This is a genomic window from Limnohabitans lacus (assembly GCF_030053395.1).
GTDB lineage: Bacteria > Pseudomonadota > Gammaproteobacteria > Burkholderiales > Burkholderiaceae_C > Limnohabitans_A > Limnohabitans_A lacus.
Genome location: NZ_JASGBH010000014.1, coordinates 13,174 through 33,579 on the forward strand (window position 1 = coordinate 13,174; position 20,406 = coordinate 33,579).

General features: G+C 62.0%; 21 protein-coding genes. 16 read left to right on the top strand and 5 right to left on the bottom strand.

The features are described from left to right. Window positions 1–3: 3 nt before the first annotated feature. Genes QLQ16_RS15045 through QLQ16_RS15055 form a run of 3 tightly spaced genes read left to right on the top strand, consistent with a single transcriptional unit; the run spans window position 4 to window position 2,582 of the window. Window positions 4–1,080 carry a branched-chain amino acid ABC transporter permease gene (locus tag QLQ16_RS15045; protein ID WP_283225488.1) on the top strand — a complete coding sequence of 359 codons (1,077 nt, stop codon included), beginning with the start codon at window positions 4–6 and terminating at the stop codon, window positions 1,078–1,080. A 10-nt stretch (window positions 1,081–1,090) separates the two neighbouring features. Continuing rightward, entirely contained in the window at window positions 1,091–1,864 is a 774-nt protein-coding gene (locus tag QLQ16_RS15050; protein ID WP_283225489.1) for an ABC transporter ATP-binding protein, read from the top strand. 1 nt (window position 1,865) lies between these two features. Next, window positions 1,866–2,582: an ABC transporter ATP-binding protein gene (locus QLQ16_RS15055; RefSeq protein WP_283225490.1), complete on the top strand. Its 717-nt coding sequence runs from the start codon at window positions 1,866–1,868 to the stop codon at window positions 2,580–2,582. A gap of 73 nt (window positions 2,583–2,655) precedes the next feature. Here QLQ16_RS15055 and QLQ16_RS15060 read toward each other — a convergent pair whose 3' ends face one another. Together QLQ16_RS15060 and QLQ16_RS15065 are read right to left on the bottom strand one after the other, a co-directional pair. After that, window positions 2,656–3,618 carry a Bug family tripartite tricarboxylate transporter substrate binding protein gene (locus QLQ16_RS15060; RefSeq protein WP_283225491.1) on the bottom strand — a complete coding sequence of 321 codons (963 nt, stop codon included), beginning with the start codon at window positions 3,616–3,618 and terminating at the stop codon, window positions 2,656–2,658. 134 nt (window positions 3,619–3,752) lie between these two features. Beyond that, window positions 3,753–4,793, bottom strand: a complete 1,041-nt coding sequence (locus QLQ16_RS15065; protein WP_283225492.1) for a CDP-6-deoxy-delta-3,4-glucoseen reductase — start codon at window positions 4,791–4,793, stop codon at window positions 3,753–3,755. 47 nt (window positions 4,794–4,840) lie between these two features. On the opposite strand from QLQ16_RS15065, the gene QLQ16_RS15070 reads away from it, so the two are divergent. The 6 genes from QLQ16_RS15070 (at window position 4,841) to QLQ16_RS15095 (ending at window position 10,693) form a co-directional block, all read left to right on the top strand. Continuing rightward, window positions 4,841–5,797 (top strand): SDR family oxidoreductase, encoded by a 957-nt coding sequence (locus QLQ16_RS15070; protein WP_283225493.1) that lies wholly within the window; start codon window positions 4,841–4,843, stop codon window positions 5,795–5,797. 1 nt (window position 5,798) lies between these two features. Continuing rightward, window positions 5,799–6,200: an RNA-binding S4 domain-containing protein gene (locus tag QLQ16_RS15075; RefSeq protein ID WP_283225494.1), complete on the top strand. Its 402-nt coding sequence runs from the start codon at window positions 5,799–5,801 to the stop codon at window positions 6,198–6,200. A 282-nt stretch (window positions 6,201–6,482) separates the two neighbouring features. Then, window positions 6,483–7,829, top strand: coding sequence for a tyrosine-type recombinase/integrase (locus QLQ16_RS15080; protein WP_283225495.1), 1,347 nt, complete (start codon window positions 6,483–6,485; stop codon window positions 7,827–7,829). Window positions 7,830–8,273: 444 nt separating this feature from the next. Further along, the gene (locus QLQ16_RS15085; protein WP_108329508.1) at window positions 8,274–8,960 is read left to right on the top strand and encodes a GntR family transcriptional regulator; all 687 of its coding nucleotides are present in this window, start codon (window positions 8,274–8,276) and stop codon (window positions 8,958–8,960) included. Window positions 8,961–9,011: 51 nt separating this feature from the next. Next, window positions 9,012–9,830: a phytanoyl-CoA dioxygenase family protein gene (locus QLQ16_RS15090; RefSeq protein ID WP_283225496.1), complete on the top strand. Its 819-nt coding sequence runs from the start codon at window positions 9,012–9,014 to the stop codon at window positions 9,828–9,830. Then, on the top strand, window positions 9,827–10,693 hold the full coding sequence (locus tag QLQ16_RS15095; protein WP_108285765.1) for a phytanoyl-CoA dioxygenase family protein: 867 nt from the start codon (window positions 9,827–9,829) through the stop codon (window positions 10,691–10,693). Before QLQ16_RS15090 ends, QLQ16_RS15095 begins: the two co-directional genes overlap by 4 nt. A 378-nt stretch (window positions 10,694–11,071) precedes the next feature. On the opposite strand, the gene QLQ16_RS15100 is transcribed toward QLQ16_RS15095, so the two are convergent. After that, complete coding sequence (locus tag QLQ16_RS15100) at window positions 11,072–11,980, bottom strand: hydrogen peroxide-inducible genes activator (protein ID WP_108364879.1); 909 nt, start codon at window positions 11,978–11,980, stop codon at window positions 11,072–11,074. A gap of 132 nt (window positions 11,981–12,112) precedes the next feature. Between QLQ16_RS15100 and QLQ16_RS15105 the strand changes: the two genes are divergently transcribed. From QLQ16_RS15105 to QLQ16_RS15120, 4 genes are read left to right on the top strand one after another with little or no spacing between them, the layout of a single operon-like run. Then, entirely contained in the window at window positions 12,113–12,586 is a 474-nt protein-coding gene (locus tag QLQ16_RS15105) for a rubrerythrin family protein (protein WP_108364881.1), read from the top strand. A 46-nt stretch (window positions 12,587–12,632) separates the two neighbouring features. Beyond that, on the top strand, window positions 12,633–12,800 hold the full coding sequence (locus QLQ16_RS15110) for a rubredoxin (protein ID WP_108364883.1): 168 nt from the start codon (window positions 12,633–12,635) through the stop codon (window positions 12,798–12,800). 17 nt (window positions 12,801–12,817) lie between these two features. Next, a complete protein-coding gene (locus QLQ16_RS15115) occupies window positions 12,818–13,975 on the top strand; it encodes an NAD(P)/FAD-dependent oxidoreductase (RefSeq protein WP_108364978.1) in 1,158 nt (385 codons plus the stop codon). Between the two features lie 34 nt (window positions 13,976–14,009). Then, on the top strand, window positions 14,010–14,438 hold the full coding sequence (locus tag QLQ16_RS15120) for an organic hydroperoxide resistance protein (RefSeq protein ID WP_104801850.1): 429 nt from the start codon (window positions 14,010–14,012) through the stop codon (window positions 14,436–14,438). Window positions 14,439–14,689: 251 nt separating this feature from the next. Here QLQ16_RS15120 and QLQ16_RS15125 read toward each other — a convergent pair whose 3' ends face one another. Both QLQ16_RS15125 and fabR read right to left on the bottom strand, forming a co-directional pair. Then, window positions 14,690–15,898 (bottom strand): D-alanyl-D-alanine carboxypeptidase family protein, encoded by a 1,209-nt coding sequence (locus tag QLQ16_RS15125; protein ID WP_283225497.1) that lies wholly within the window; start codon window positions 15,896–15,898, stop codon window positions 14,690–14,692. A gap of 130 nt (window positions 15,899–16,028) precedes the next feature. Then, window positions 16,029–16,706, bottom strand: a complete 678-nt coding sequence (gene fabR, locus QLQ16_RS15130; RefSeq protein WP_104801857.1) for an HTH-type transcriptional repressor FabR — start codon at window positions 16,704–16,706, stop codon at window positions 16,029–16,031. A gap of 63 nt (window positions 16,707–16,769) precedes the next feature. Between fabR and QLQ16_RS15135 the strand changes: the two genes are divergently transcribed. The 3 genes from QLQ16_RS15135 to QLQ16_RS15145 are packed head-to-tail and all read left to right on the top strand — an operon-like array spanning window position 16,770 to window position 20,405. Then, a complete protein-coding gene (locus tag QLQ16_RS15135) occupies window positions 16,770–18,170 on the top strand; it encodes a 3-oxoacyl-ACP reductase (protein WP_104801858.1) in 1,401 nt (466 codons plus the stop codon). A 1-nt stretch (window position 18,171) separates the two neighbouring features. After that, window positions 18,172–19,086, top strand: coding sequence for a MaoC family dehydratase (locus QLQ16_RS15140; protein WP_158270139.1), 915 nt, complete (start codon window positions 18,172–18,174; stop codon window positions 19,084–19,086). An 8-nt stretch (window positions 19,087–19,094) separates the two neighbouring features. Continuing rightward, window positions 19,095–20,405, top strand: coding sequence for an acetyl-CoA C-acetyltransferase (locus QLQ16_RS15145; RefSeq protein ID WP_104801860.1), 1,311 nt, complete (start codon window positions 19,095–19,097; stop codon window positions 20,403–20,405). The last annotated feature ends 1 nt before the right edge of the window (window position 20,406 follow it).

Genomic DNA, 20,406 nt, shown 5'->3' on the forward strand with positions numbered 1-20,406 from the left:
GTCATGAAAAACAACAAAACACTTCAATTCGTTCTGGTGGGCTTGGCGCTGATCGTGCTGCCCATCGTCTTGCAAGGCTTTGGCAACGCCTGGGTGCGCATCGCCGACATGGCCTTGCTCTACATCCTGCTGGCGCTGGGCTTGAACATCGTGGTCGGTTATGCCGGTCTGCTCGACCTGGGCTATGTGGCGTTCTTCGCGGTGGGTGCGTACATGTACGGCCTGCTGTCCTCGCCGCACCTGACCAACACCTTCGAGTGGATCGCGGCCGTCTTCCCAGCGGGCATGCACATGCCGATCTGGCTGATCGTGCCCGTGGGCGCGGCTTTGGCGGGCATCTTTGGCATGCTGCTGGGCGCCCCCACACTCAAGCTGCGTGGCGACTACCTGGCCATCGTCACCTTGGGTTTCGGTGAAATCATCCGTGTCTTCATGAACAACTTGGACCACCCGGTCAACATCACCAACGGCCCCAAGGGCCTGGACCAGATCGACTCGATTTCGATCTTTGGTCTGAACCTGGGCAAGAAACTGATGATTGGCGACTTTGAAATCGCATCGGTCTCCTTGTACTACTACCTGTTCTTGAGCCTGGTGCTGGTGGCGATCTTGATCTCGCACCGCCTCGAGTTCTCGCGCATTGGCCGCGCCTGGATGGCCATCCGCGAAGACGAAATCGCGGCCAAGGCCATGGGCCTGAACACCCGCAACCTCAAGCTTTTGGCTTTCGGCATGGGCGCCACTTTTGGAGGTGTTTCGGGTGCCATGTTCGCGGGATTTCAGGGCTTCATCTCGCCCGAATCTTTCAGCCTGATGGAGTCGGTGATGATCGTGGCCATGGTGGTCCTCGGTGGCTTGGGCCACTTGCCCGGCGTCATCTTGGGCGCGGTGTTGCTGTCAGCCTTGCCCGAGGTGCTGCGCTACGTGGCCGGGCCTTTGCAGGCCATGACCGATGGGCGACTGGATGCGTCCATCTTGCGTCAGCTGTTGGTGGCACTGGCCATGATCGTGATCATGTTGATGCGTCCACGCGGCTTGTGGCCATCGCCTGAGCATGGCAAAGCATTGCAGTCGAAATAAGGGGACGAACATGAGCAAAGACACCGTCCTCCAAGTGGCAGGCATCTCCAAACGTTTTGGCGGCCTGCAAGCGCTCACCGATGTGGGCATGACCATCCAACGTGGTCAGGTCTATGGTCTGATCGGCCCCAACGGCGCGGGCAAGACCACCTTCTTCAATGTGATCACCGGCCTGTACACGCCCGACAGCGGCAGCTTCGAGCTGGCCGGCAAGCCCTACCAGCCCACGGCCGTGCACGAAGTGGCCAAGGCCGGCATTGCCCGCACCTTCCAAAACATCCGCTTGTTTGCCGAGATGACGGCGCTGGAAAACGTGATGGTGGGCCGCCATGTGCGCACCCACTCGGGTTTGCTGGGCGCGATCTTTCGCACACCCGGCTTCAAGGCCGAAGAGGCGGCCATTGCAAAGCGTGCGCAAGAGCTGCTCGACTATGTGGGCATCGGCAAATACGCCGACTACAAAGCGCGCACCTTGTCTTATGGCGATCAACGCCGACTGGAAATCGCCCGCGCTCTGGCCACCGACCCGCAACTGATCGCGCTGGACGAACCTGCCGCCGGTATGAACGCCACCGAAAAAGTGCAGCTGCGCGAACTGATCGACCGCATCCGCAAAGACAACCGCACCATCTTGCTGATTGAGCACGATGTGAAGCTGGTGATGGGCCTGTGTGACCGCGTCACGGTGCTGGACTACGGCAAGCCAATTGCCGAGGGCACGCCGGCCGATGTGCAGAAGAATGACAAAGTGATTGAAGCCTATCTGGGCTCCGGAGGACACTGAGATGGGTCAAACCCTTTTGAAAGTCAAAGGCCTGCAGGTCGCCTACGGCGGCATTCAGGCGGTCAAAGGCGTGGACCTGGAAGTGCGCGAAGGCGAGTTGGTCACCTTGATCGGCTCCAACGGTGCGGGCAAAACCACCACCATGAAAGCCATCACCGGCACCTTGGACCTGCAAGCCGGCGACATCGAGTACCTGGGCCAAAGCATCAAGGGCCAAGGCCCTTGGGACTTGGTCAAACAAGGTCTGGCCATGGTGCCCGAAGGCCGTGGCGTGTTCACCCGCATGACCATCACCGAAAACCTGCAAATGGGCGCCTACATCCGCTCGGACGCGGCAGGCATTGCGGACGACATCGAGAAGATGTTCACCATCTTCCCGCGTCTGCGTGAACGCAAGGACCAGCTGGCCGGCACCATGTCCGGTGGCGAGCAGCAAATGCTGGCCATGGGCCGCGCTCTGATGAGCCGCCCCAAAGTCTTGTTGCTCGATGAGCCCTCCATGGGTCTGTCACCCATCATGGTCGACAAGATTTTTGAGGTGGTGCGCGATGTGTACGCGCAAGGCGTCACAGTGCTGCTGGTGGAGCAAAACGCCAGCCGTGCGCTGGCCATTGCCGACCGAGGCTATGTGATGGATTCCGGCCTCATCACCATGAGCGGTGTGGGCAAGGACATGCTCGAAGACCCCAAGGTGAGGGCCGCCTATTTGGGCGAATGAGCCGCCCTCAGGTCAGCAAAAAGCCCGGCATGCCGGGCTTTTTGCATTCAGGAGGGGTCGTGGGGCAGACCGCTCAATCCACCCTTGCGCCGCTGGCTTTGACCACGCTTTCGTAGCGTGCCCATTCCCTCTTCATGAACGCGCCGAACTGTTCAGGCGTGTTGCCAACCGGTTCAGCCATCAGCATCGCAAAGCGAGATTGGGTTTCGGGTGCTTGCAAGGCGGCCGTGAAGGCTTTGTTCAGGCGCTCCACCACGTCACGCGGTGTGGCCGCAGGCGCCACCAGACCCCACCAGGTGTCGATCTCAAAACCCGTCAGGGTTTCGCTCATGGCCGGGATGTCGGGCAGGGCGTTGCTGCGCTGCCCTGTGGTCACCGCCAGTGCCTTGAGCTTGCCGGCTTTGATGTTGGGCGCGGCGGTGGCCAGGTTGTCCAAGTTGAAATCGACTTGTCCAGACAGCAACGCCAGTTGCGCCGGATTGCCTCCGTTGTAGGGGATGTGCACCGCAAAAATACCCGCTGCTTTTTTGAACATCTCGCCGGCCAAGTGGCCTGCGCTGCCGTTGCCACCCGACCCAAAGTTCAAGCGGCCTGGGTTGGCCTTGGCATAGGCCACCAGATCGGCCAGCGTTCGGATCTTCAGGCGCTGCGCTGTCTCGGCATTCATCACCAGCACATTGGGCACGCGCACCATTTGTGTCACGGGCGCAAAGTCACGGCTCGGGTCGTAGGGCATCTTGGCAAACAGCCAAGGGTTGATCGCGTGGGTGGCGGTGGCTGCGATGCCGATGGTCAGGCCATCGGGTGCGGCTTTGGCCACCAAGTCAGCGCCCAGGTTGCCGCCCGCACCGGGGCGGTTTTCGATGATCACCGTTCCCAGCGTGTCCTTGACGCGTTCTGCCAGGGCCCGCGCCGTCACATCGATGGGACCACCCGCTGCATAGGGCACGATCAGTCGGATCGTTTTGCCTTGCGCCCAGACGGGGGCTGTGACACCGGCAGCGATGGCGCTCAGGCAAAAATGGCGGCGTTGCATGCGCTGTCCTTTTTCATCGGGTTGTCTTGCAGGTCGTGGGCTTGAGCCCCGACATGTACCAGTGCGAAAGCATGCAATGCCGGAGCATGCGCTGTCGGAGCTGAAGCTCCGACCTGCAGAATCCGTGCGGCAAGTCAGGCTTTGGCTTTGTCGGCCTCAGACGTGAACGAATCTGCGTAGAACTCTTCTTCGGGCAAACCGCCTTGTGCCACGTAGTCGCGCTTGGCCGAGTCCACCACGATGGGGGCGCCGCAGGCATAGACCTGGTGGCCCGACAGATCGGGGAAGTCTTGCAACACCGCTTGGTGCACGAAGCCGGTGCGGCCGGACCACTGGTCTTCGGCTTCAGCGTTCGAGATGACGGGCACATAGCGCAGATTGGGCATCTCGGCCAGACGGGCTTCGACCCATTCGGCCATGTACAGATCGGCCGGGCGGCGGCCACCCCAGTACAGCGTGGCGGGGCGGGTGATGCCGCGGTGCTGCATGTGTTCGATCAGCGCCTTGATGGGCGCAAAGCCTGTGCCCGAGGCCAACAACACGATGGGCTTGTCGTTGTCTTCGCGCAGGTAAAAGCTGCCGTACGGGCCTTCGGCGCGCAAGATGTCTTTTTCCTTCATGGTGGTGAACACCGGGTCGGTGAACTTGCCGCCGGGCATGTGGCGGATGTGCAGCTCCACGGTGGGCGGTGCCACTTCCAGGGTGTGCGGCGCATTGGCCATGCTGTAGCTGCGGCGCGAACCGTCACGCAACAAGAACTCGATGTACTGCCCAGCGTGGAACTTCATCACATCGTTGGCGGGCAACTGCAGCTTGAGCACGATCACATCGTGTGATTTTTTCTCGAGGCTCACCACACGCACCGGCATCTTCTTGACGGGCAGGCCGCCTTCGGCCGTGACTTGTTTGGACTCGAGCACCACATCGCTTTGGGCGGTGGCGCAGCAAGTCAGCACCAGGCCTTGGGCTTCTTCTTCGGCAGACAGAGCTTTGTCTTGGTGGGGGCCGTGCACCACGGTGCCCGAAATCTTTTTGCATTTGCACGAACCGCAAGCGCCGTCCTTGCAACCATAGGGCAGTCCGATGCCCTGGCGAATGCCTGCCGTCAGCAAGGTTTCGTTGTCGTCGGCGGTGAAGCTGCGGCCGCTGGGCTGCACGGAAATTTGGAAGCTCATCTTTTCGGTATCCTTGAGGGGTTGTTTTTGACCCGGAACCCCTGATTTTGCCTTCAAACCAGACTCCTCTGGGCGCCTTGCCCGCCCGCTTTCGTCGCCAGCGTGTCCTGATCGTGGGTTGTGGCGACGTGGGCTTGCGCACCGCAGGCCAGCTGGGCGCACCGCAAAGCCAACGCGTGCGCCTGATGGCGCTGACCTCTTCGCCCGAGCGTGTGCGTTTGCTGCGTGCTTGCGGCATCACGCCTTTGCAGGGCGATCTGGACGATGCCGCCAGCATCCGCCGCCTGGCGGGCATCGCGCACCGCGTGATTCACTTGGCGCCACCGCCCAGTGAACGCCGTGGCGACTCCGAGCACGACCCCCGCACCCAGGCCTTGGGCCGCGTGCTGCGTTTGCGCACCCCGCCCCAGGCCTTGGTTTACGGCTCCACCACGGGCGTGTATGGCGACTGCGCCGGTGCTCGCGTGGACGAAACCCGTGCCGTCAAGCCCCACACCCCACGCGCCCAGCGCCGTGTGGATGCCGAAACCGCCATGCGCTTTTTGGGCCGCAGCGGTGTGCGGGTCAGTGTGTTGCGCATTCCCGGCATCTATGCGCCTGACCGCGAAGGCGGCACGCCCCGCGAACGCTTGCTCAAAGGCACCCCGGTGCTGGTGCCCAAGGAAGACGTGTACACCAACCACATCCACGCCACCGACCTGGCCCGCGCCTGTGCGGCAGCCCTGTGGCGCGGCAAGCCGCAGCGCGTCGTCAACGTCAACGACGACACCGATTTGAAGATGGGCGACTACTTCGATTTGGCGGCCGGCTTGTACGGTTTGCCCAAACCACCCCGCATCTCTCGGCAAGACGCGAACACGGCGCTGCCTTTGATGCTGCTGAGCTTCATGAATGAATCGCGCCGCTTGGACAACACCCGCATGAAGCAAGAGCTTCGGCTCACGCTGCGCTACCCGCATGTGCGTGAGGGATTGAGCCCTCAGTCGGCTCTATTTGGCAACTGACATGGCGTCGCTGCGCATTGACAAATGGCTGTGGGCGGCGCGGTTCTTCAAGACCCGCAGCATCGCCAGCGACGAGATCGGCAAAAACCGCGTGCAGATCAATGGCCAGGACGCCAAAGCCTCGCGTGAGGTCAAACCCGGCGACACCGTGCGCATGCGCCAAGGACAAGTCGATCGCACGGTGTTGGTCAAAGGCATCAGCGCGGTGCGCGGCCCAGCGCCCGTGGCGCAACTGCTTTATGAAGAAACGGCTGAGAGCCTTCAGGCCCGAACCCAGGCCGCCGAGCGCAACCGGCTGGCACGTGAACCCGCTTTGAGCATCGAGCAAGGCCGGCCCACCAAGCGTGACCGCCGCCAAATCGAAAAAGCCTGGGACGACCGCTGGAGCGCGGGCATCGATTGAAAGTGGCGACACAGTGGCCACAAAGCAAAAAGCCACCAGTTCTTGAGAACTGATGGCTTTTGACTGGTGCCCGGGGCCGGACTCGAACCGGCACGCCTTGCGGCGGGGGATTTTGAGTCCCCTATTACAGGTATTCCCCTGCGTTGTTCATTGTTGATAAAATACATATAAATCAATAGCTTAGGTGAAATTATTGCAATAAGTAGCTCCCTGAATGTTGATCAATATTCCCCAAAATTCGGGTTTTCAGTCTGTAAACAGTCTGTAAAAAAAGGGGTCAGCATGGCACGACCAAACAAGGCAACTGCGATCAACTACACGGTTGCCCATGATCTGACGAATGGCCTACTAGAGCGAGCCGTGTGTCCTGATGACAAGGCGTTTGTTTTGCTTCGAGATGCAGACAAAAAAGGGTTGCGCTTACGCGTTACCAAGGCGGGAGGCAAACACTGGCAGTTTGAGGCACGTATCAAGGGCAAGCTTTTCACCCGTGCGCTTGGGGAGTGGCCTGCGGTGGGTATGGATGTGGCGCGTAAAGAGGCGCACCGCTTGCGTGGCCTGGCCGAGCAAGGCATTGATCCAAGGGTTGGAGAGGCGCTTGAAAAAGCGGCCAAAGCACAAGCCGAAGCTGAAAAAGAGCGTGCCGCCAATTTCACCTTCGGTACGTTGATGGAGGATTACGCCAACGAGTTGGAGCGTCAAGGCAAAACCTCGCACGCTAAGGTCCGAGGAATATTCAAATTGCATTTAACCGAAGGTGCACCAAAGCTGGCAGCCACTCCGGCCGCCTTGGTCACCGCTGAGCAAGTGGCCGACCTGCTGCGTCGCCTGAGCGAGGCAGGGAAAGAGCGCACAGCAGGGAAGGTCCGGAGTTACTGTCGAGCCGCCTTCGAGATGGCCCGAACATCCAAGCTGAGCCTGTTGGTGCCGGTGCATTTCAAGAACTACGGAGTGCAACACAATCCGGCAGCTGAGACAGTGGCCATCAAGTTGGTACCAGACAAAAATCCGCTTATGCCGCCACACCTTCGCCAGTACTGGCAGGCCATCGAGTCGCTGCAAGGTGTTCGGGGTGCAGTTCTTCGCCTTCACATGTTGACCGGTGGGCAGCGCATCGAACAGCTGCGCCAGCTGGTTCGGTCCAATGTGGGGGAAGGAGCTATCACTCTGCTGGACGCCAAAGGGCGCACGGGGCGTGGGGCAAGGCTGCACACCATTCCGCTGTTGCCTGCAGCCCGTGAAACCATGGACTCTTTGCTAGCGCTGAACCCTGGCGAGTTCCCCTTGTCGGTGGACGGTGGCGAGTCGCCCGTGAGCGCCAAAGTGATTGCAGATTGGGCCAAAGACGCCGCCGCCGGGGTGGAGTGGCTGCTAAGCGACAAGCCAGTGGGGCAGTTTCAGGCAAAGCGCATTCGGTCTGGCGTAGAAACTGCACTGGCCAGCCTGCGCGTCAGTCAAGAAACTCGGAGTCACCTGCTGAGTCATGGCGTGACGGGCGTACAAGCTGCCAGCTATGACGGACACGATTACGCGCCGCAAAAGCTGGAGGCTCTTGAGACGTTTTATCGATTTTTGACAGAGACCAGCGCCAGCGTTGTGTATGTGTCGTCGAGGGTGGCCGCAGTTTAATTTTTAGTTTGCGTTTAGTGAAGTTCAGCAAGTCTTCGCATGTAGATAAATGCTGGAAGCTAAATTAATGGGCTTGATCAACGGCCGTTTGAGGCTGGGAGCGGTCATAGCCCAGTTGTGTTCAATTGGCTGTTATCGACCCAAAGCGGTCTTCACGGTGAACCAGCCCCTGACTCAGATACAGCGATAGCGGTCGGTCGTATCCGACAGTAACTTCTTGGCTTCAACTCAGAAGCAGGCACTCGAATTCAGTCGTCATTGCTTCTTCCGCTGACCGGTTTCATCTGATCAGCTGACAGTTGCAAAGCTCTGGATCGCTTCGAGGTGATGACGATCCTTTTATATTGGCGAGATGGCTAATACTGACTCAAAGCGGTCGTGCCACCATCCTAAATGCCTCGTGAGTTGTAGTGTCGGGGATTTTCTTGTGGCACCATATTGATTATGACCAGTCGACCTCGCGTACTCTCGAAATCGCCTACTCCTAGCCAAGTGCCGCCCTCACTCAACGAGGAAGCTTATCGCCTCATTGAAGAGATGATCGTGACTCTTGAACTCGCGCCGGGCAGCGTGGTGTCTGAGGCCATGCTCAGCGAACGCATCGGCATTGGGCATACGCCGATCCGTGAAGCCTTGCAGCGTCTGGCGCGCGAACATCTTGTTCAGATCTTGCCCCGTCGCGGTGTGGTGGTCACCGCCATCGACGTGGGTCATCAACTCCAAATCCTAGAGACACGGCGCGAACTCGACCGCCTTATTGCTCGATCTGCAGCTACGCGTGCCACTCTGGCAGAGCGCGAGACCATGGCCGCCATTGCTCAGAACATGGAGACTGCTGTGAAGTCTGATGACCTTGTAGCATTCCTGAAATGGGACAATGAAATGAACAGGCAGTCAGCACACAGCGCTCGGAACATTGTGGCTGCTGCGGCCGTGTCCGCTCTGCACTCGGCCTCACGGCGTTTCTGGTTCTACCATCACCATGATCAAGTCAACGCGACACTGCGTCTGCACGTGGCCCTTGCACGTGCGATGGCCTCCGGCAAATCTGACAAGGCTGCCGAGGCAAGTGATCGGTTGATTGATGATCTTTTCGGTTTCGCCCACAGGACCCTGATTACCCGCACTTGACAACTGGCATACCAGTCACATACCATGAACTCCTGTTTAAGGAGTTTGCCAGTGCGCCTCACCCATCTGCAGATCGAAACCTACCGCCGTGATGGATTTCTCACCCTTGATGGCCTTTTTTCTGCCCCTGAAGTAGCGGCCATGAGGGCCGAGCTTGAGCGAATTCAAGTGATCGACACCGATCACTTGGTGCGGGAAAAGGGAAGCAATATTGCCAAAACTATCTATCAGGTCCACGAGCAAGACGGCCCTACAGGTTCACCGGTGTTTCATGCCGTCTCGCGTACTTCACGTATGCTCGAGCCCGCACAGGAGCTGCTTTCCGAGCAGGAGCTCTACATCCATCACACCAAATGCAATTTGAAGACCGCCATTGACGGTTCGGTGTGGGCGTGGCACCAGGACTACGGAACTTGGAAGCGAGATGGCATGCCTGAGGCACGTCCAACTACAGCGTTGGTCATGCTGGACGAGCCAACAGAAATGAACGGGTGCTTGTACTTCATTCCGGGCAGCCACAAAGAGGGCAATCTAGAGCCAGAATTCAACGACGCTACGGGCTACAAGTTTTATGTGACGCCGAAGGACAAGCTGCTAGAAATCATGGCTCGCAGCCCCGCACCGGTGGCGATCACTGGCAAGCCCGGCACCGTGGTGTTCTTTGACTGCAATATTCTGCACGCCTCGGGGCATAACTTGTCCCAGCACAATCGTTGGGCGATTTATGTGGTCTACAACCCGGTATCAAACCGGTGCAACGACGTTCCCAACCCACGTCCTGACTACGTACGGTCAACCAATACAAAACCACTCATCAAGGGAAGCGACCATATTTTCCCGCTTACAAGCTCGACGCAGGAAGCCAGATGAATACCCGCCATCAACGCATCCTTTCCCTTGAGCAGATCGGGGACTACCGCGATACGGGTTATCTCAATCTCCGTCAGGTACTTGATCCCAAATTGCTTGCGAGGCTGATCGCGACCACTGAGCGACTGTACGATGAGGGCCGATCACTCCAGCAAAAGTCAAAACATTACGACCTAGAGCCTGCGCATACCGCCCTTGCGCCACGTATCAGGCGTATCTCCAGCCCAACCGAACTAGATTCGGTGTATGTTGAAGCCGCTTTCGATTCGATCCTGGGTGACATCGCCGCAGACCTGCTTGGTGGAGCGGTCAAGTTTTACCACTCGAAGATCAATTTCAAACTGCCTCATGGAGGTGCAGAGATTGGCTGGCATCAGGACTGGCCGGTGTTTCCTCACACCAACACCAATCTTGTCGCTCTGAGCGTACCTTTGAATCCGTCCCGCGCCATCAATGGCTGCCTTCAGACGATCCCCGGCAGCCACAAGTTGGGGCCGCGCAGTCATTGGGAAAACGGCATCTATAAACTCAATTGCAACCACACGATGACGCGGGAAGACTTTGAGAACGTAGTCGACAATGAGCTGGATGTGGGAGATGTGGTGGCACATCACGGCCTCGCAGTGCACGGCTCCAGTCAAAATCGCTCGGATACCTTGCGCACGACCTACATCATTCAGTACGCCGCTGCTGACTCATTCGCCTATACCGCACCCGTTGTAGACAGCATCCATCGCAACCAGATGGTCAGGGGCGAGCCGGCTACTCATGCACGCGTGGAAACTGGAATCATTGAATTACCGCCGGATTTCTCGGCGGGATATTCAGGCATATACGCTTTGCAGACGGCCGGGAAGAACTAGGGCTTTTCGATAAGTACATCGGTGGAGCCACTTCCAGCAATGATTGAAGCACCCGACCCATTACGGCCATCAACTCTAGGTGCCATAACGGCATAATTGCAGCGATAGCGACCTAACGAACTCAAGGGCTTGATTCATGGTGCCTGGTAAAAGCCGTCACTGATTCACCCTGCAATGCTGTGACACCAACGACCGGTTTCGAAGGAACTGCAGTCGTCCTACCTAGCTAGTTAGCAGACCGCACTGAAAAATCGTGGGTGAAAGTCCGCTGCTCGAACCGGTGAACTCACCCTCTCGACCCCAAGCAGTCGGTGAGCAGCGTTTGCTGCATGTCCGCCTTTCAATTCATCGATACGGCAGTTGTGTAACGGTAGGCTTCTAATTCTTTTTACGATGGACAGCAACCATCACCTTCGCAATCGCTTCGAACTCGGCCGAGTGGGCGGATGTGGCGCGAGTCACCAATGCAATTACCCGCTTGGGGGCAGGGTTTGCCAGAGGCATTGCTTTGAGCGATAGATTTTGAAGAAGGCCGCTCTTGATCGCCATCTCCGGCAGTAAGGCCACGCCCATGCCTGAGGCGACCATCTGAACCAGCGTCAGTAGACTGGTGGCTTCCATTCCGTCCACACTGGCAACCTCTGCCGTCCGGCAGGCCTGCAGAGCGTGGTCGCGCAGGCAATGCCCTTCCTCGAGCAGCAGCAACCGCTCCGTCCATGCGCTGCTGAGCTGGATCGCTTTGCCGGTGATGGCGGGGTCTTGCTCTCGTCCCACCAGCCAGAACTTGTCCTTGTAGAGCGGTTGCACGCGCAGGTCATCCGTGTCGTAGGGCAGTGCGATCAGTGCGAAGTCCAGCTGGCGGTCGCGCAGCCGCTCCAGCAGATGGGCGGTCAGGTCTTCGCGCAAGGCCAACTGCAGCTGCGGGAATTTCTCGCGAAGGGCGGGCATGACAGTCGGCAGCACAAATGGGGCAATGGTGGGGATCACACCCAGGCGCAGCTGCCCTTGCATGGGTCGTGACGCGTCCGATGCAAAGTCGCTCAGGTCTTCGGCAGCAGCCAGCACCTGCCGCGCACGGGCCACCACCTCTTTGCCTACCGCCGTCAGCGCCACGGTCTGTTTGTCCCTCTCCACCAGTTGCACACCCAGGGTGGATTCGAGTTCCTTGAGTCCCGTGCTCAGGGTGGACTGGCTCACAAAACTCGCTTCGGCTGCGCGGGTGAAGTTCAGGTGCTCGGCCAGGGCCAGCAGGTAGCGCAGTTGTCTCAGAGAGGGCAGGGCAGCCATGGTCGGGTTCCTTGGGGCTTTGTTATCTGAATTTTAGATTGATTCAATTGAAATTATGCGTTGGACCGATTGATCGCCGAAATCCACAATTCATCCCATCGCAACACATCTTCACCACCAAGGAGCTTAAAAATGGCACGTCCCGAAATCAAAACCTGGCAGAACCTCGAAGCCGCATTCGCGGGCGAATCGATGGCCCACATCAAGTACCGTTACTTCGCCAAGCTGGCCCGCGCCGCAGGCGACGAAGACACGGCCCGCATCTTCGAGCAGACCGCTGATCAGGAAGTGATGCACGCCTTTGGTCACCTCGACCTGCTCTACCCCGCGGCCGACATCACCCCCGCCAAGGCATTGCAGATCGCCATCGAGGGCGAGACCTACGAGTACAGCGAGATGTACCCCGGTTTCCGCCAGACGGCGGTCGAAGAAGGCAACGCTGCGGCCGTGGCCGAGATCGACGAGCAGATCAGCGAGTCGAAAGAACACGCCGGCCAGTTTAAGGCCGTGCTCGAAAAAGCTGCCAAGCGCTTTGCCGCACTGGCCAAGGTGGAAGAGCGCCATGCCAACCACTACCAGAAGGCCCTCGACGCCATCCAGGCCTGAGCCTTTCTTTTACCTCATTTCACATTCTTAAATTCTGGAGAACACCATGAAAGTCTGGCAATGCATTGTGTGCGGTTTCATCTACGACGAAGCCCAAGGTATCCCTGAAGACGGCATCGCTGCCGGCACTCGTTTTGAAGACATTCCCGAAGACTGGGAATGCCCCGATTGCGGCGTGGCCAAGGCCGACTTCGAAATGGTTGAGATTGGTTGAACGAGCAGGAGCCCTGGATGATTGCACCCGCTCAAAACCTGGTGATCGTGGGTTCGGGCCTGGCCGCCTGGACGGTGGTGCGCGAGTTGCGCAAACTCGATGCCCACACCTCCATCACCCTCGTGACCCGCGACAACGGCGACTTATACAGCAAGCCCATGTTGTCCAATGCCCTGAGCAGCGGCAAAACCGCAGCCCAGCTGGTCAGCACCACGAGTGCTGCCATGGCAGAGCAACACGGGGTCAAGTTGATGGCGCACACCGAGGTGACGGCGATTGATCCGGTGGCCTGCACCATCAGTACAAGTCAGGGTACGGTGGCTTACAGCCGCCTGGTGCTGGCCCTGGGGGCGGACGCGGTGCGCCTGCCTTTGCAGGGTGACGCCGCAGATCGGGTGCTCTCGGTCAACGATTTGCAGGATTACGCTGCATTCCGAGAGCGGCTCCAAGGTGCTCGCCGCGTCACGGTCATCGGCGCTGGCCTCATTGGCTGTGAATTCGCCAATGACCTTGTCGCGGCTGGCTACGAAGTGGACGTGGTCGACCCGGGCACCCAGCCCCTGGGGCGCTTGCTGCCACCCGAAGCTGGCGACCTGCTGCAGCGTGCACTGAGCGACGCAGGTGTCCGCTTTCACTGGGGCTCGTCAGTGCAGGCCGTTCATGCGCAGCCCGGAGACTTGCAGCTTGAACTGGCAAACGGCCAACGTCTGGGCACGGATGTGGTGCTGTCGGCTGTGGGTCTGCGCCCGCGCACCGCGCTGGCACAAGCAGCCGGACTGCAAACGGCGCAAGGCATTGTCGTCAACCGCCAGTTGCAGACTAGCCAGCCAGACATTTATGCCCTGGGCGATGTGGCCGAAGTCGAGGGACGCAGCCTGCCCTACGTCATGCCGCTCATGCAGGCGGCGCGCACGCTGGCCGCGCACCTGGCGGGGCAGGCTGCATGCCTGCGCTACCCGGCCATGCCGGTGGTCGTCAAAACTCCGGCACTGCCGGTGGTGGTGTCGCCACCGGCCTCGGGTGTGGCAGGCCAGTGGCAGATCGAGACGAGCACCGATGGGGTGGATGCCCGCTTTGTGGGCCACGATGGCACTCTGCTGGGATTCGCCCTGGCAGGCCAGGCTACAACGAACAAAACTGCTTTGCAGAAAAGCTTGCCAGCGCTGCTGGCGTGAATTGATTTTTTAACCCCTGAAATGGAGAAATGACATGACCACGAAACTCGACAAAGTCCTCTACACCGCCAAGGCACGTACGACCGGAGGCCGCGATGGCCGCGCCGTGTCCGACGACGGCTTGCTTGATGTGAAACTCGCTCCGCCAAAGGAACTGGGTGGCATGGGCGGCGCGACCAACCCCGAGCAGCTGTTTGCGGCGGGCTACTCGGCCTGCTTCATGGGCGCACTCAAGCATGTGGCCGGCATGAAGAAGGTAGCCGTGCCTGCTGATGCCAGCATTGAAGCCAGTGTGGACATCGGCCCGATCTCCCAGGGCTTCGGCATTGCCGTGCAGATGACCATCAACCTGCCGGGGCTGGACCGTGCGGTGGCGCAGGACTTGGTGGATACAGCGCACCAGGTGTGCCCGTATTCGAACGCGACGCGCGGCAACATCGTGGTCGATCTGACCTTAGGGTGATCTGCCGATCCTCAGGCGTGCACTGAGCAAGGAGTACCGTGCCTTGAGTCGCTGTTCGCCCCAGAACGGACTTCCAGGACGAGCATGCCGGCGACCGCTTCTGGCCGGTAGCAGCCAGCAGGTCTGAGCCAACGATAGTTCCCGTTGCGACGCCGATATCCTCAGCTGCCAGCCTGTGGCCTGTCGGTATGCGTTAAGAACCAAGGGACCGCAGAGGTCCCCCGCGTCAGCCCTCCGCTGCGTTCAAGCCATCACTTGCCGAACCACTTGGCCACGTACTGCCATGTGCGCAGCAACAGACCGGCGCGCTCCACATCGGCCTGCGCCACGAGCGGGGTTTCGCCCAGCGGCTTGCCGTTCGAGGTGGCGACCACCTTGCCGACCACGGCGCCCTTGGCCACGGGCGCTTCCAGGCCCGGTTTCAGTTCCACCGTGGCCTGCACCTGCTGGCCGCGTGGCACGGTAAGCATCCATGGCGCGCCCAGGACCGCACCCACGGTGTCGGCCTTGCCAAAGCTCACCTTGGCCGTTGTGACCACTGCACCTGGCTGGATCGGGACAGCTTTTTCGAAGCTGCCAAAGCCCCAGCCGAGCAGCGTGCGCGTGTGGTCGGCTCGTGCCTGTGCGCTGTGGGTGTTGAGGATGACCGAGATCAAGCGCATATCGTTGCGCTTGGACGAAGTGACCAGGCAATAACCGGCCTCAGCGGTGTGGCCGGTCTTGAGGCCGTCCACAGTGGGGTCGGTGTAGAGCAGGGCGTTGCGGTTGCCTTGCTTGATGCCGTTGTATTTGAAATCGTGTTCGGCGTAGATGGGGTAGTACTCGGCGCTGTCGCGAATGATGGCGCGCGCCAGTATGGCGAGGTCACGCGCGGAGGACTTGTGCTCCGGATCGGGCAGACCCGTAGGGTTGACGAACTGGGTGTACGTCATACCAAGGCGCTGGGCCTCGGCGTTCATCAGCTTGGCAAAGCCGGCCTCTGAACCGGCCATGTGTTCGGCAATCGCTTTGGAGGCATCGTTGCCTGACTGGATGACAATGCCGCGCAGGATGTCAATGACGGTGGCCTGGCTATTGAGCGGCAGGTACATGCACGACTCGGTGCCCGAACCGCGGCACCAGGCGTTCTGGCTGACTGTGACCAGATCGGTCTGCTTGAGCTTGCCTGAGCGCAGCGCTTGCTCGACGATGTAGCTGGTCATCATCTTGGTCAGCGATGCGGGGGGCAGCGGCTCGTCGGCGTTGGCCGAAGCCAGCACCTCGCCGGAGTCAAAGTCCATCAGCAGCCAGGCCTTGGCAGGCAGCGCCGGCGGGTTGTCGGCCAGGGCCGTCTGGGCGGCCAGAGGCGGCAGGGCGTTTGCAGAGGCTGCGGCGGCCGCAGCCTTTTTGTGCGCTGCAGGCTTGGCGGCAGCGGGGTGTTTGGCCGCGAAGGACGCCGAGCTGGGCAACAGGGTGCCCACAGCGATGGCCAGGGCGATGGGGAGAAGAGAGAAAGTCTTGGCTTGCAGGGTGTGGTTCGGTAGAGCATCGATTGTCGCGGATTGGGGGCGGGTTTCTTGGGATGGCTGCCGATTGGCAGTCACCGCCGCTTCAGCGCCGCTCTGCCTCGCGCCAGCTGGCCGCGCCCAGCAAGATGATCTGCAACTGCTGCACGAAGTCCTGCACCATCGCCTGCTCGGACTGAGGCTCGTCGGCGGGCAGATCCAGAACCTCGGGGGCGGCGGCCAGCAGGGTGTTGACCATCAGGCCGCAGACCATGTGCAGGCTGGCCTGCGACAGGCCCTGGTAGGCCTCCAGCGGCGCCAGGTCGCGTGCCGTGTCGTCCACAAAACGCTGCACCTCGTGGCGGATCGCCAGCCGCAGCACCCGGCTGCCACCCGCGCGCTCGCTCGAGATGAAGCGGAACAGCACCCGGTTGTCGCGCACGTACTGCAGGTACACCTGCACCGACTGGCGCACCACGCTGGTCTGGGCCGAACTCGGCTGGCGCGCCTGGCGCAGCAGGCCGCGAAGCGTGGCCCCCACCTCGTCCACCAGGCTCAGGCCCAGCTCGTCTGGGCTGCGAAAGTGCCGGTAAAACGCATTGGGCACCATGCCGGCCTCGCGCGCGATCTCGCGGATGCCCAGGCTGGTGAAGCTGCGTCCCTCGCCGATCAACCGCAGCGCGGCCTGCACCAGGCTTTGGCGGGTCAGGTCCTTGCGGTCTTGCCGGCTCAGCGGCGGCTCGGGCGTGGCGGGGGCGGGGGTGTCGGGACGGGCGTTCGGCATGGACGGATTTGGCGGTTTGGGTTTTTCGGTGTACGATCGTACACAAACAAAGGAGCCCTGTCCATGTCCGACGCTTACCTCAACTTTGCCAACTCGGCCTTTGGCGCGCGCCTGGCCGGCATGCTGGGCCTGCCGCGTCCCGTGCCGCTCGAGCGGTTCGAAGCCGGCCAACCGGTGGTTGCTGGCGACGTGCTGGTCGGCGCCGGTGGTACGCCCGAACTGCTGCCCGCGCTGCTGGCTGCCTTCCGCGCCATGCGGGCCGCCACCGTGGCGCACCGCAGCGTGCAGGGCTGGACCGCGATGGCCAACCAGGCCGGCTTGATGAGCGGGCTGTGGAGCACCGGCGAGCAGCCGGGCGGTCCCCTCAAGGCCGTGGTGTTTGACGCCACCGGCCTGGCCACCGTGGCCCAGGCCGAGGCGCTGTACCAGTGCTTCCACGACGCGGTGCGCTCACTGCAAAGCTGCGGCCGCGTGCTGGTGCTGGGCCGCCCGCCCGAAGCCTGCCCGGTTGCCGAGCAGGCCACGGTACAGCGCGCTCTGGAAGGTTTTGTGAAATCGCTGGCCAAGGAGGTCAAGCGCGGCATTGCGGTGCAACTGGTCTATGTGGCGCCGGGAGCCGAGGCGCAACTCGAAGGCACACTGCGCTTCTTTTTGTCGCCGCGCAGCGCCTATGTGTCGGGCCAGGTGGTGCGGCTGGCACCCTTTGAGGCCCCGGCCCCGAGCGACTGGGTGCAGCCGCTGGCGGGCAAAAAGATTTTGGTGACCGGCGCGGCGCGCGGCATTGGCGCGGCCATTGCCGAAACCCTGGCGCGCGATGGCGCCCAGGTGGTCTGTCTGGACGTGCCGCAGGCCCAGGACGCCTTGCAGGCCGTGGCCGAGCGGCTGCAGGGCCGCGCGCTGGCGCTCGACATTGCCGATCCGGCGGCCGCCGGGCAGATCGCCCAGGCGGCCCTGGCTGACGGCGGCTGGGACGGCGTGGTGCACAACGCCGGCATCACCCGCGACAAGACCATCGCCAAGATGCCGCCGCACCTGTGGCAGACGCTGGTGCAGGTCAACCTGGTGGCGCAGCAGGCGATCAACCAGGCCTTGCTGGAGCGGGGCGCGCTCCAACCCCAGGCACGGCTGGTGTGCGTGTCGTCCATCTCGGGCATTGCCGGCAACCTGGGGCAGACCAACTACGCGTTTTCCAAGGCTGGCGTGATCGGCCTGGTGCACAGCCAGGCGCCGCGCCTGCCCCGCGGCATGGCCATCAACGCGGTGGCGCCGGGCTTCATCGAAACGCAAATGACCGCCGCCATCCCGCTGGCCATCCGCGAAGCCGGCCGGCGCATGAATTCCATGGGGCAGGGCGGCCAGCCGGTCGATGTGGCCGAAACCATCGCCTGGCTGCTCAGCCCCGCCTCGCAGGGCGTGAATGGGCAGGTGGTGCGCGTGTGCGGCCAAAGCCTGCTGGGGGCTTAAGGTGCAGCGCCAGAACATCACACCCGCCAGCACGCTGAGCAACTTGGCCCGTGCGCTGGCCAGCAGTTTCAAGCGCCCCGGGCCGGTGCGCGCGCTGGCCCCGGTCACGCTGGTGCTGCCGCGCGTCGTGGTCGACGCCGCGCACCTGGCGCGTTACGCCGAGGTCTGCGGTTTTGCCCCGAGTGCGCAAGCGCCGCTCACCTACCCGCAGATGCTGACTTTCCCCCTGGTCATGACCTACATGACTTCGCCCGCCTGCCCCTGGCCTGCCATGGGCACGGTGCACCTGGCCAACGCCATCACCCAGCATGCGCCGCTGGCCGCAGGCGATGCGGTGCGGGTGGAGCTGAGCAGCGGCGAGCTGCTGGCGCACGACAAGGGGCAGGTGTTCACGCTGCACCTGCGCGTGCTACGCGAGTCAGATGGCGAGGGCGATGGCCAATGCGTCTGGCAGGCCACACAAACCCTGCTGCGCCTGGGCGTGAAGTCGCCCGTGGGCGCACCGTTCAACGGCGCCGTGGGGCCGGAACTCGCCCTGACCCAGGCCGGTGCATTCGACGCCCCCGCCGACACCGGCCGCCGCTACGCCCCGGTGTCGGGCGACTACAACCCCATCCACCTGTCGGCGCTGAGCGCGCGCTTGTTCGGCTTTCCGCGCGCCATCGCGCATGGCCTGTGGACGCAGGCGCGCGCGCTGGCCCTGTTGCAAGCCGCCGCGCCGGCCACTGTGCTGCAAGCCGCTTCGCTCACCACCGTGTTCAAGCGGCCCGTGCTGCTGCCGACACGCGCCTCGCTCTGGCAGGCGCAGGCCAGTACAGGCCAGACCGTGTTCGAGGTGCGCGACGCACGCGGCGAGCAGGTCCATCTGCGTTCCGAACTCCGCGCCGAACCCGCGCATCAACCCACCATTTCCTGAGCCCCACCATGACCCCCAACAGCACCCTCCGTCGCGTCGCCATCGTGGGTGGCAACCGCATCCCGTTTGCGCGCTCCAACACCGCCTACAGCCGCGCCTCCAACCTCGATATGCTCACGGCCACGCTGCAAGGCCTGGTGGACCGCTTCAACCTGCATGGCCAGCGCCTGGGCGACGTGGCCGCAGGCGCGGTGATGAAGCATTCGCGCGACTTCAACCTGGTGCGCGAAGCCGTGCTCTCCACCACGCTCTCGCCCGAGACCCCGGCCTTCGACCTGCAGCAGGCCTGCGGCACCGGGCTGGAGGCCGCCATGCTGGTGGCGCACAAAATTGCGGTGGGCCAGATCGAATGCGGCGTGGCCGGCGGGGTGGACACCACCTCGGACGCGCCCATCGCCGTCAATGACCAACTGCGCCGCACCCTGCTCGATGTTTCGCGCGCGCGCAGCCCCTGGCAGCGCCTGCAGCGGGCGCTGCGCATCCGCCCGGGGCAGTTCTTCCAGCCCGAGCTGCCGCGCAACGGCGAGCCGCGTACCGGCCTGTCGATGGGCGAACACGCCGAACTCATGGCCCGCGAATGGGGCATCACGCGCGAAGCGCAAGATGCCCTGGCCCTGCAAAGCCACCACAACCTGGCGCGCGCCTATGGCGAAGGTTTCTTTGTCGACCTGATGACGCCCTTCCTGGGCGTGAAGCAGGACAACAACCTGCGCCAGGGCCTGAACGCTGAACAGCTGGCCAAGCTCAAGCCGGTTTTCGACCGCAAGGTGGCGCCCGGCCAGGGCACGCTGACGGCAGGCAACGCCACACCGCTGACCGATGGCGCCTCGGCCGTGCTGCTGGCCAGCGAAGCCTGGGCGGCCGAGCGTGGTCTGCCGGTGCTGGCCTACCTCACGTTCAGCGAGGTGGCGGCGGTGGACTTTTTCAACCCCGACCCGGCCAAGAAAGAAGGCCTGCTGATGGCCCCCGCCTACGCCGTGCCGCGCATGCTGGCGCGCGCTGGGTTGACGCTGCAGGACTTCGACTTTTATGAAATCCACGAAGCCTTTGCCGCCCAGGTGCTGTGCACCCTGCAGGCGTGGGAAGACCCGGCGTTTTGCCGCGACAAGCTCGGCCTGGCGCAGCCGCTGGGCGCCATTGACCGCAGCAAACTCAATGTGAACGGCAGCTCGCTCGCCGCCGGTCACCCGTTTGCCGCCACCGGCGGGCGCATTGTGGCCACGCTGGCCAAGCTGCTCGCGCAAAAAGGCAGCGGGCGCGGTTTGATTTCCATCTGCGCCGCTGGCGGCCAGGGCGTCGTGGCCATTCTGGAGAAATGAG

Bases quoted from the DNA above. Each gene is read 5' to 3' on its own strand.
- QLQ16_RS15045 (WP_283225488.1), top strand. From the start codon at position 4: ATGAAAAACAACAAAACACTTCAATTCGTTCTGGTGGGCTTGGCGCTG.
- QLQ16_RS15050 (WP_283225489.1), top strand. From the start codon at position 1,091: ATGAGCAAAGACACCGTCCTCCAAGTGGCAGGCATCTCCAAACGTTTT.
- QLQ16_RS15055 (WP_283225490.1), top strand. From the start codon at position 1,866: ATGGGTCAAACCCTTTTGAAAGTCAAAGGCCTGCAGGTCGCCTACGGC.
- QLQ16_RS15060 (WP_283225491.1), bottom strand. From the start codon at position 3,618: ATGCAACGCCGCCATTTTTGCCTGAGCGCCATCGCTGCCGGTGTCACA.
- QLQ16_RS15065 (WP_283225492.1), bottom strand. From the start codon at position 4,793: ATGAGCTTCCAAATTTCCGTGCAGCCCAGCGGCCGCAGCTTCACCGCC.
- QLQ16_RS15075 (WP_283225494.1), top strand. From the start codon at position 5,799: ATGGCGTCGCTGCGCATTGACAAATGGCTGTGGGCGGCGCGGTTCTTC.
- QLQ16_RS15080 (WP_283225495.1), top strand. From the start codon at position 6,483: ATGGCACGACCAAACAAGGCAACTGCGATCAACTACACGGTTGCCCAT.
- QLQ16_RS15085 (WP_108329508.1), top strand. From the start codon at position 8,274: ATGACCAGTCGACCTCGCGTACTCTCGAAATCGCCTACTCCTAGCCAA.
- QLQ16_RS15095 (WP_108285765.1), top strand. From the start codon at position 9,827: ATGAATACCCGCCATCAACGCATCCTTTCCCTTGAGCAGATCGGGGAC.
- QLQ16_RS15100 (WP_108364879.1), bottom strand. From the start codon at position 11,980: ATGGCTGCCCTGCCCTCTCTGAGACAACTGCGCTACCTGCTGGCCCTG.
- QLQ16_RS15105 (WP_108364881.1), top strand. From the start codon at position 12,113: ATGGCACGTCCCGAAATCAAAACCTGGCAGAACCTCGAAGCCGCATTC.
- QLQ16_RS15110 (WP_108364883.1), top strand. From the start codon at position 12,633: ATGAAAGTCTGGCAATGCATTGTGTGCGGTTTCATCTACGACGAAGCC.
- QLQ16_RS15115 (WP_108364978.1), top strand. From the start codon at position 12,818: ATGATTGCACCCGCTCAAAACCTGGTGATCGTGGGTTCGGGCCTGGCC.
- QLQ16_RS15120 (WP_104801850.1), top strand. From the start codon at position 14,010: ATGACCACGAAACTCGACAAAGTCCTCTACACCGCCAAGGCACGTACG.
- fabR (WP_104801857.1), bottom strand. From the start codon at position 16,706: ATGCCGAACGCCCGTCCCGACACCCCCGCCCCCGCCACGCCCGAGCCG.
- QLQ16_RS15135 (WP_104801858.1), top strand. From the start codon at position 16,770: ATGTCCGACGCTTACCTCAACTTTGCCAACTCGGCCTTTGGCGCGCGC.
- QLQ16_RS15145 (WP_104801860.1), top strand. From the start codon at position 19,095: ATGACCCCCAACAGCACCCTCCGTCGCGTCGCCATCGTGGGTGGCAAC.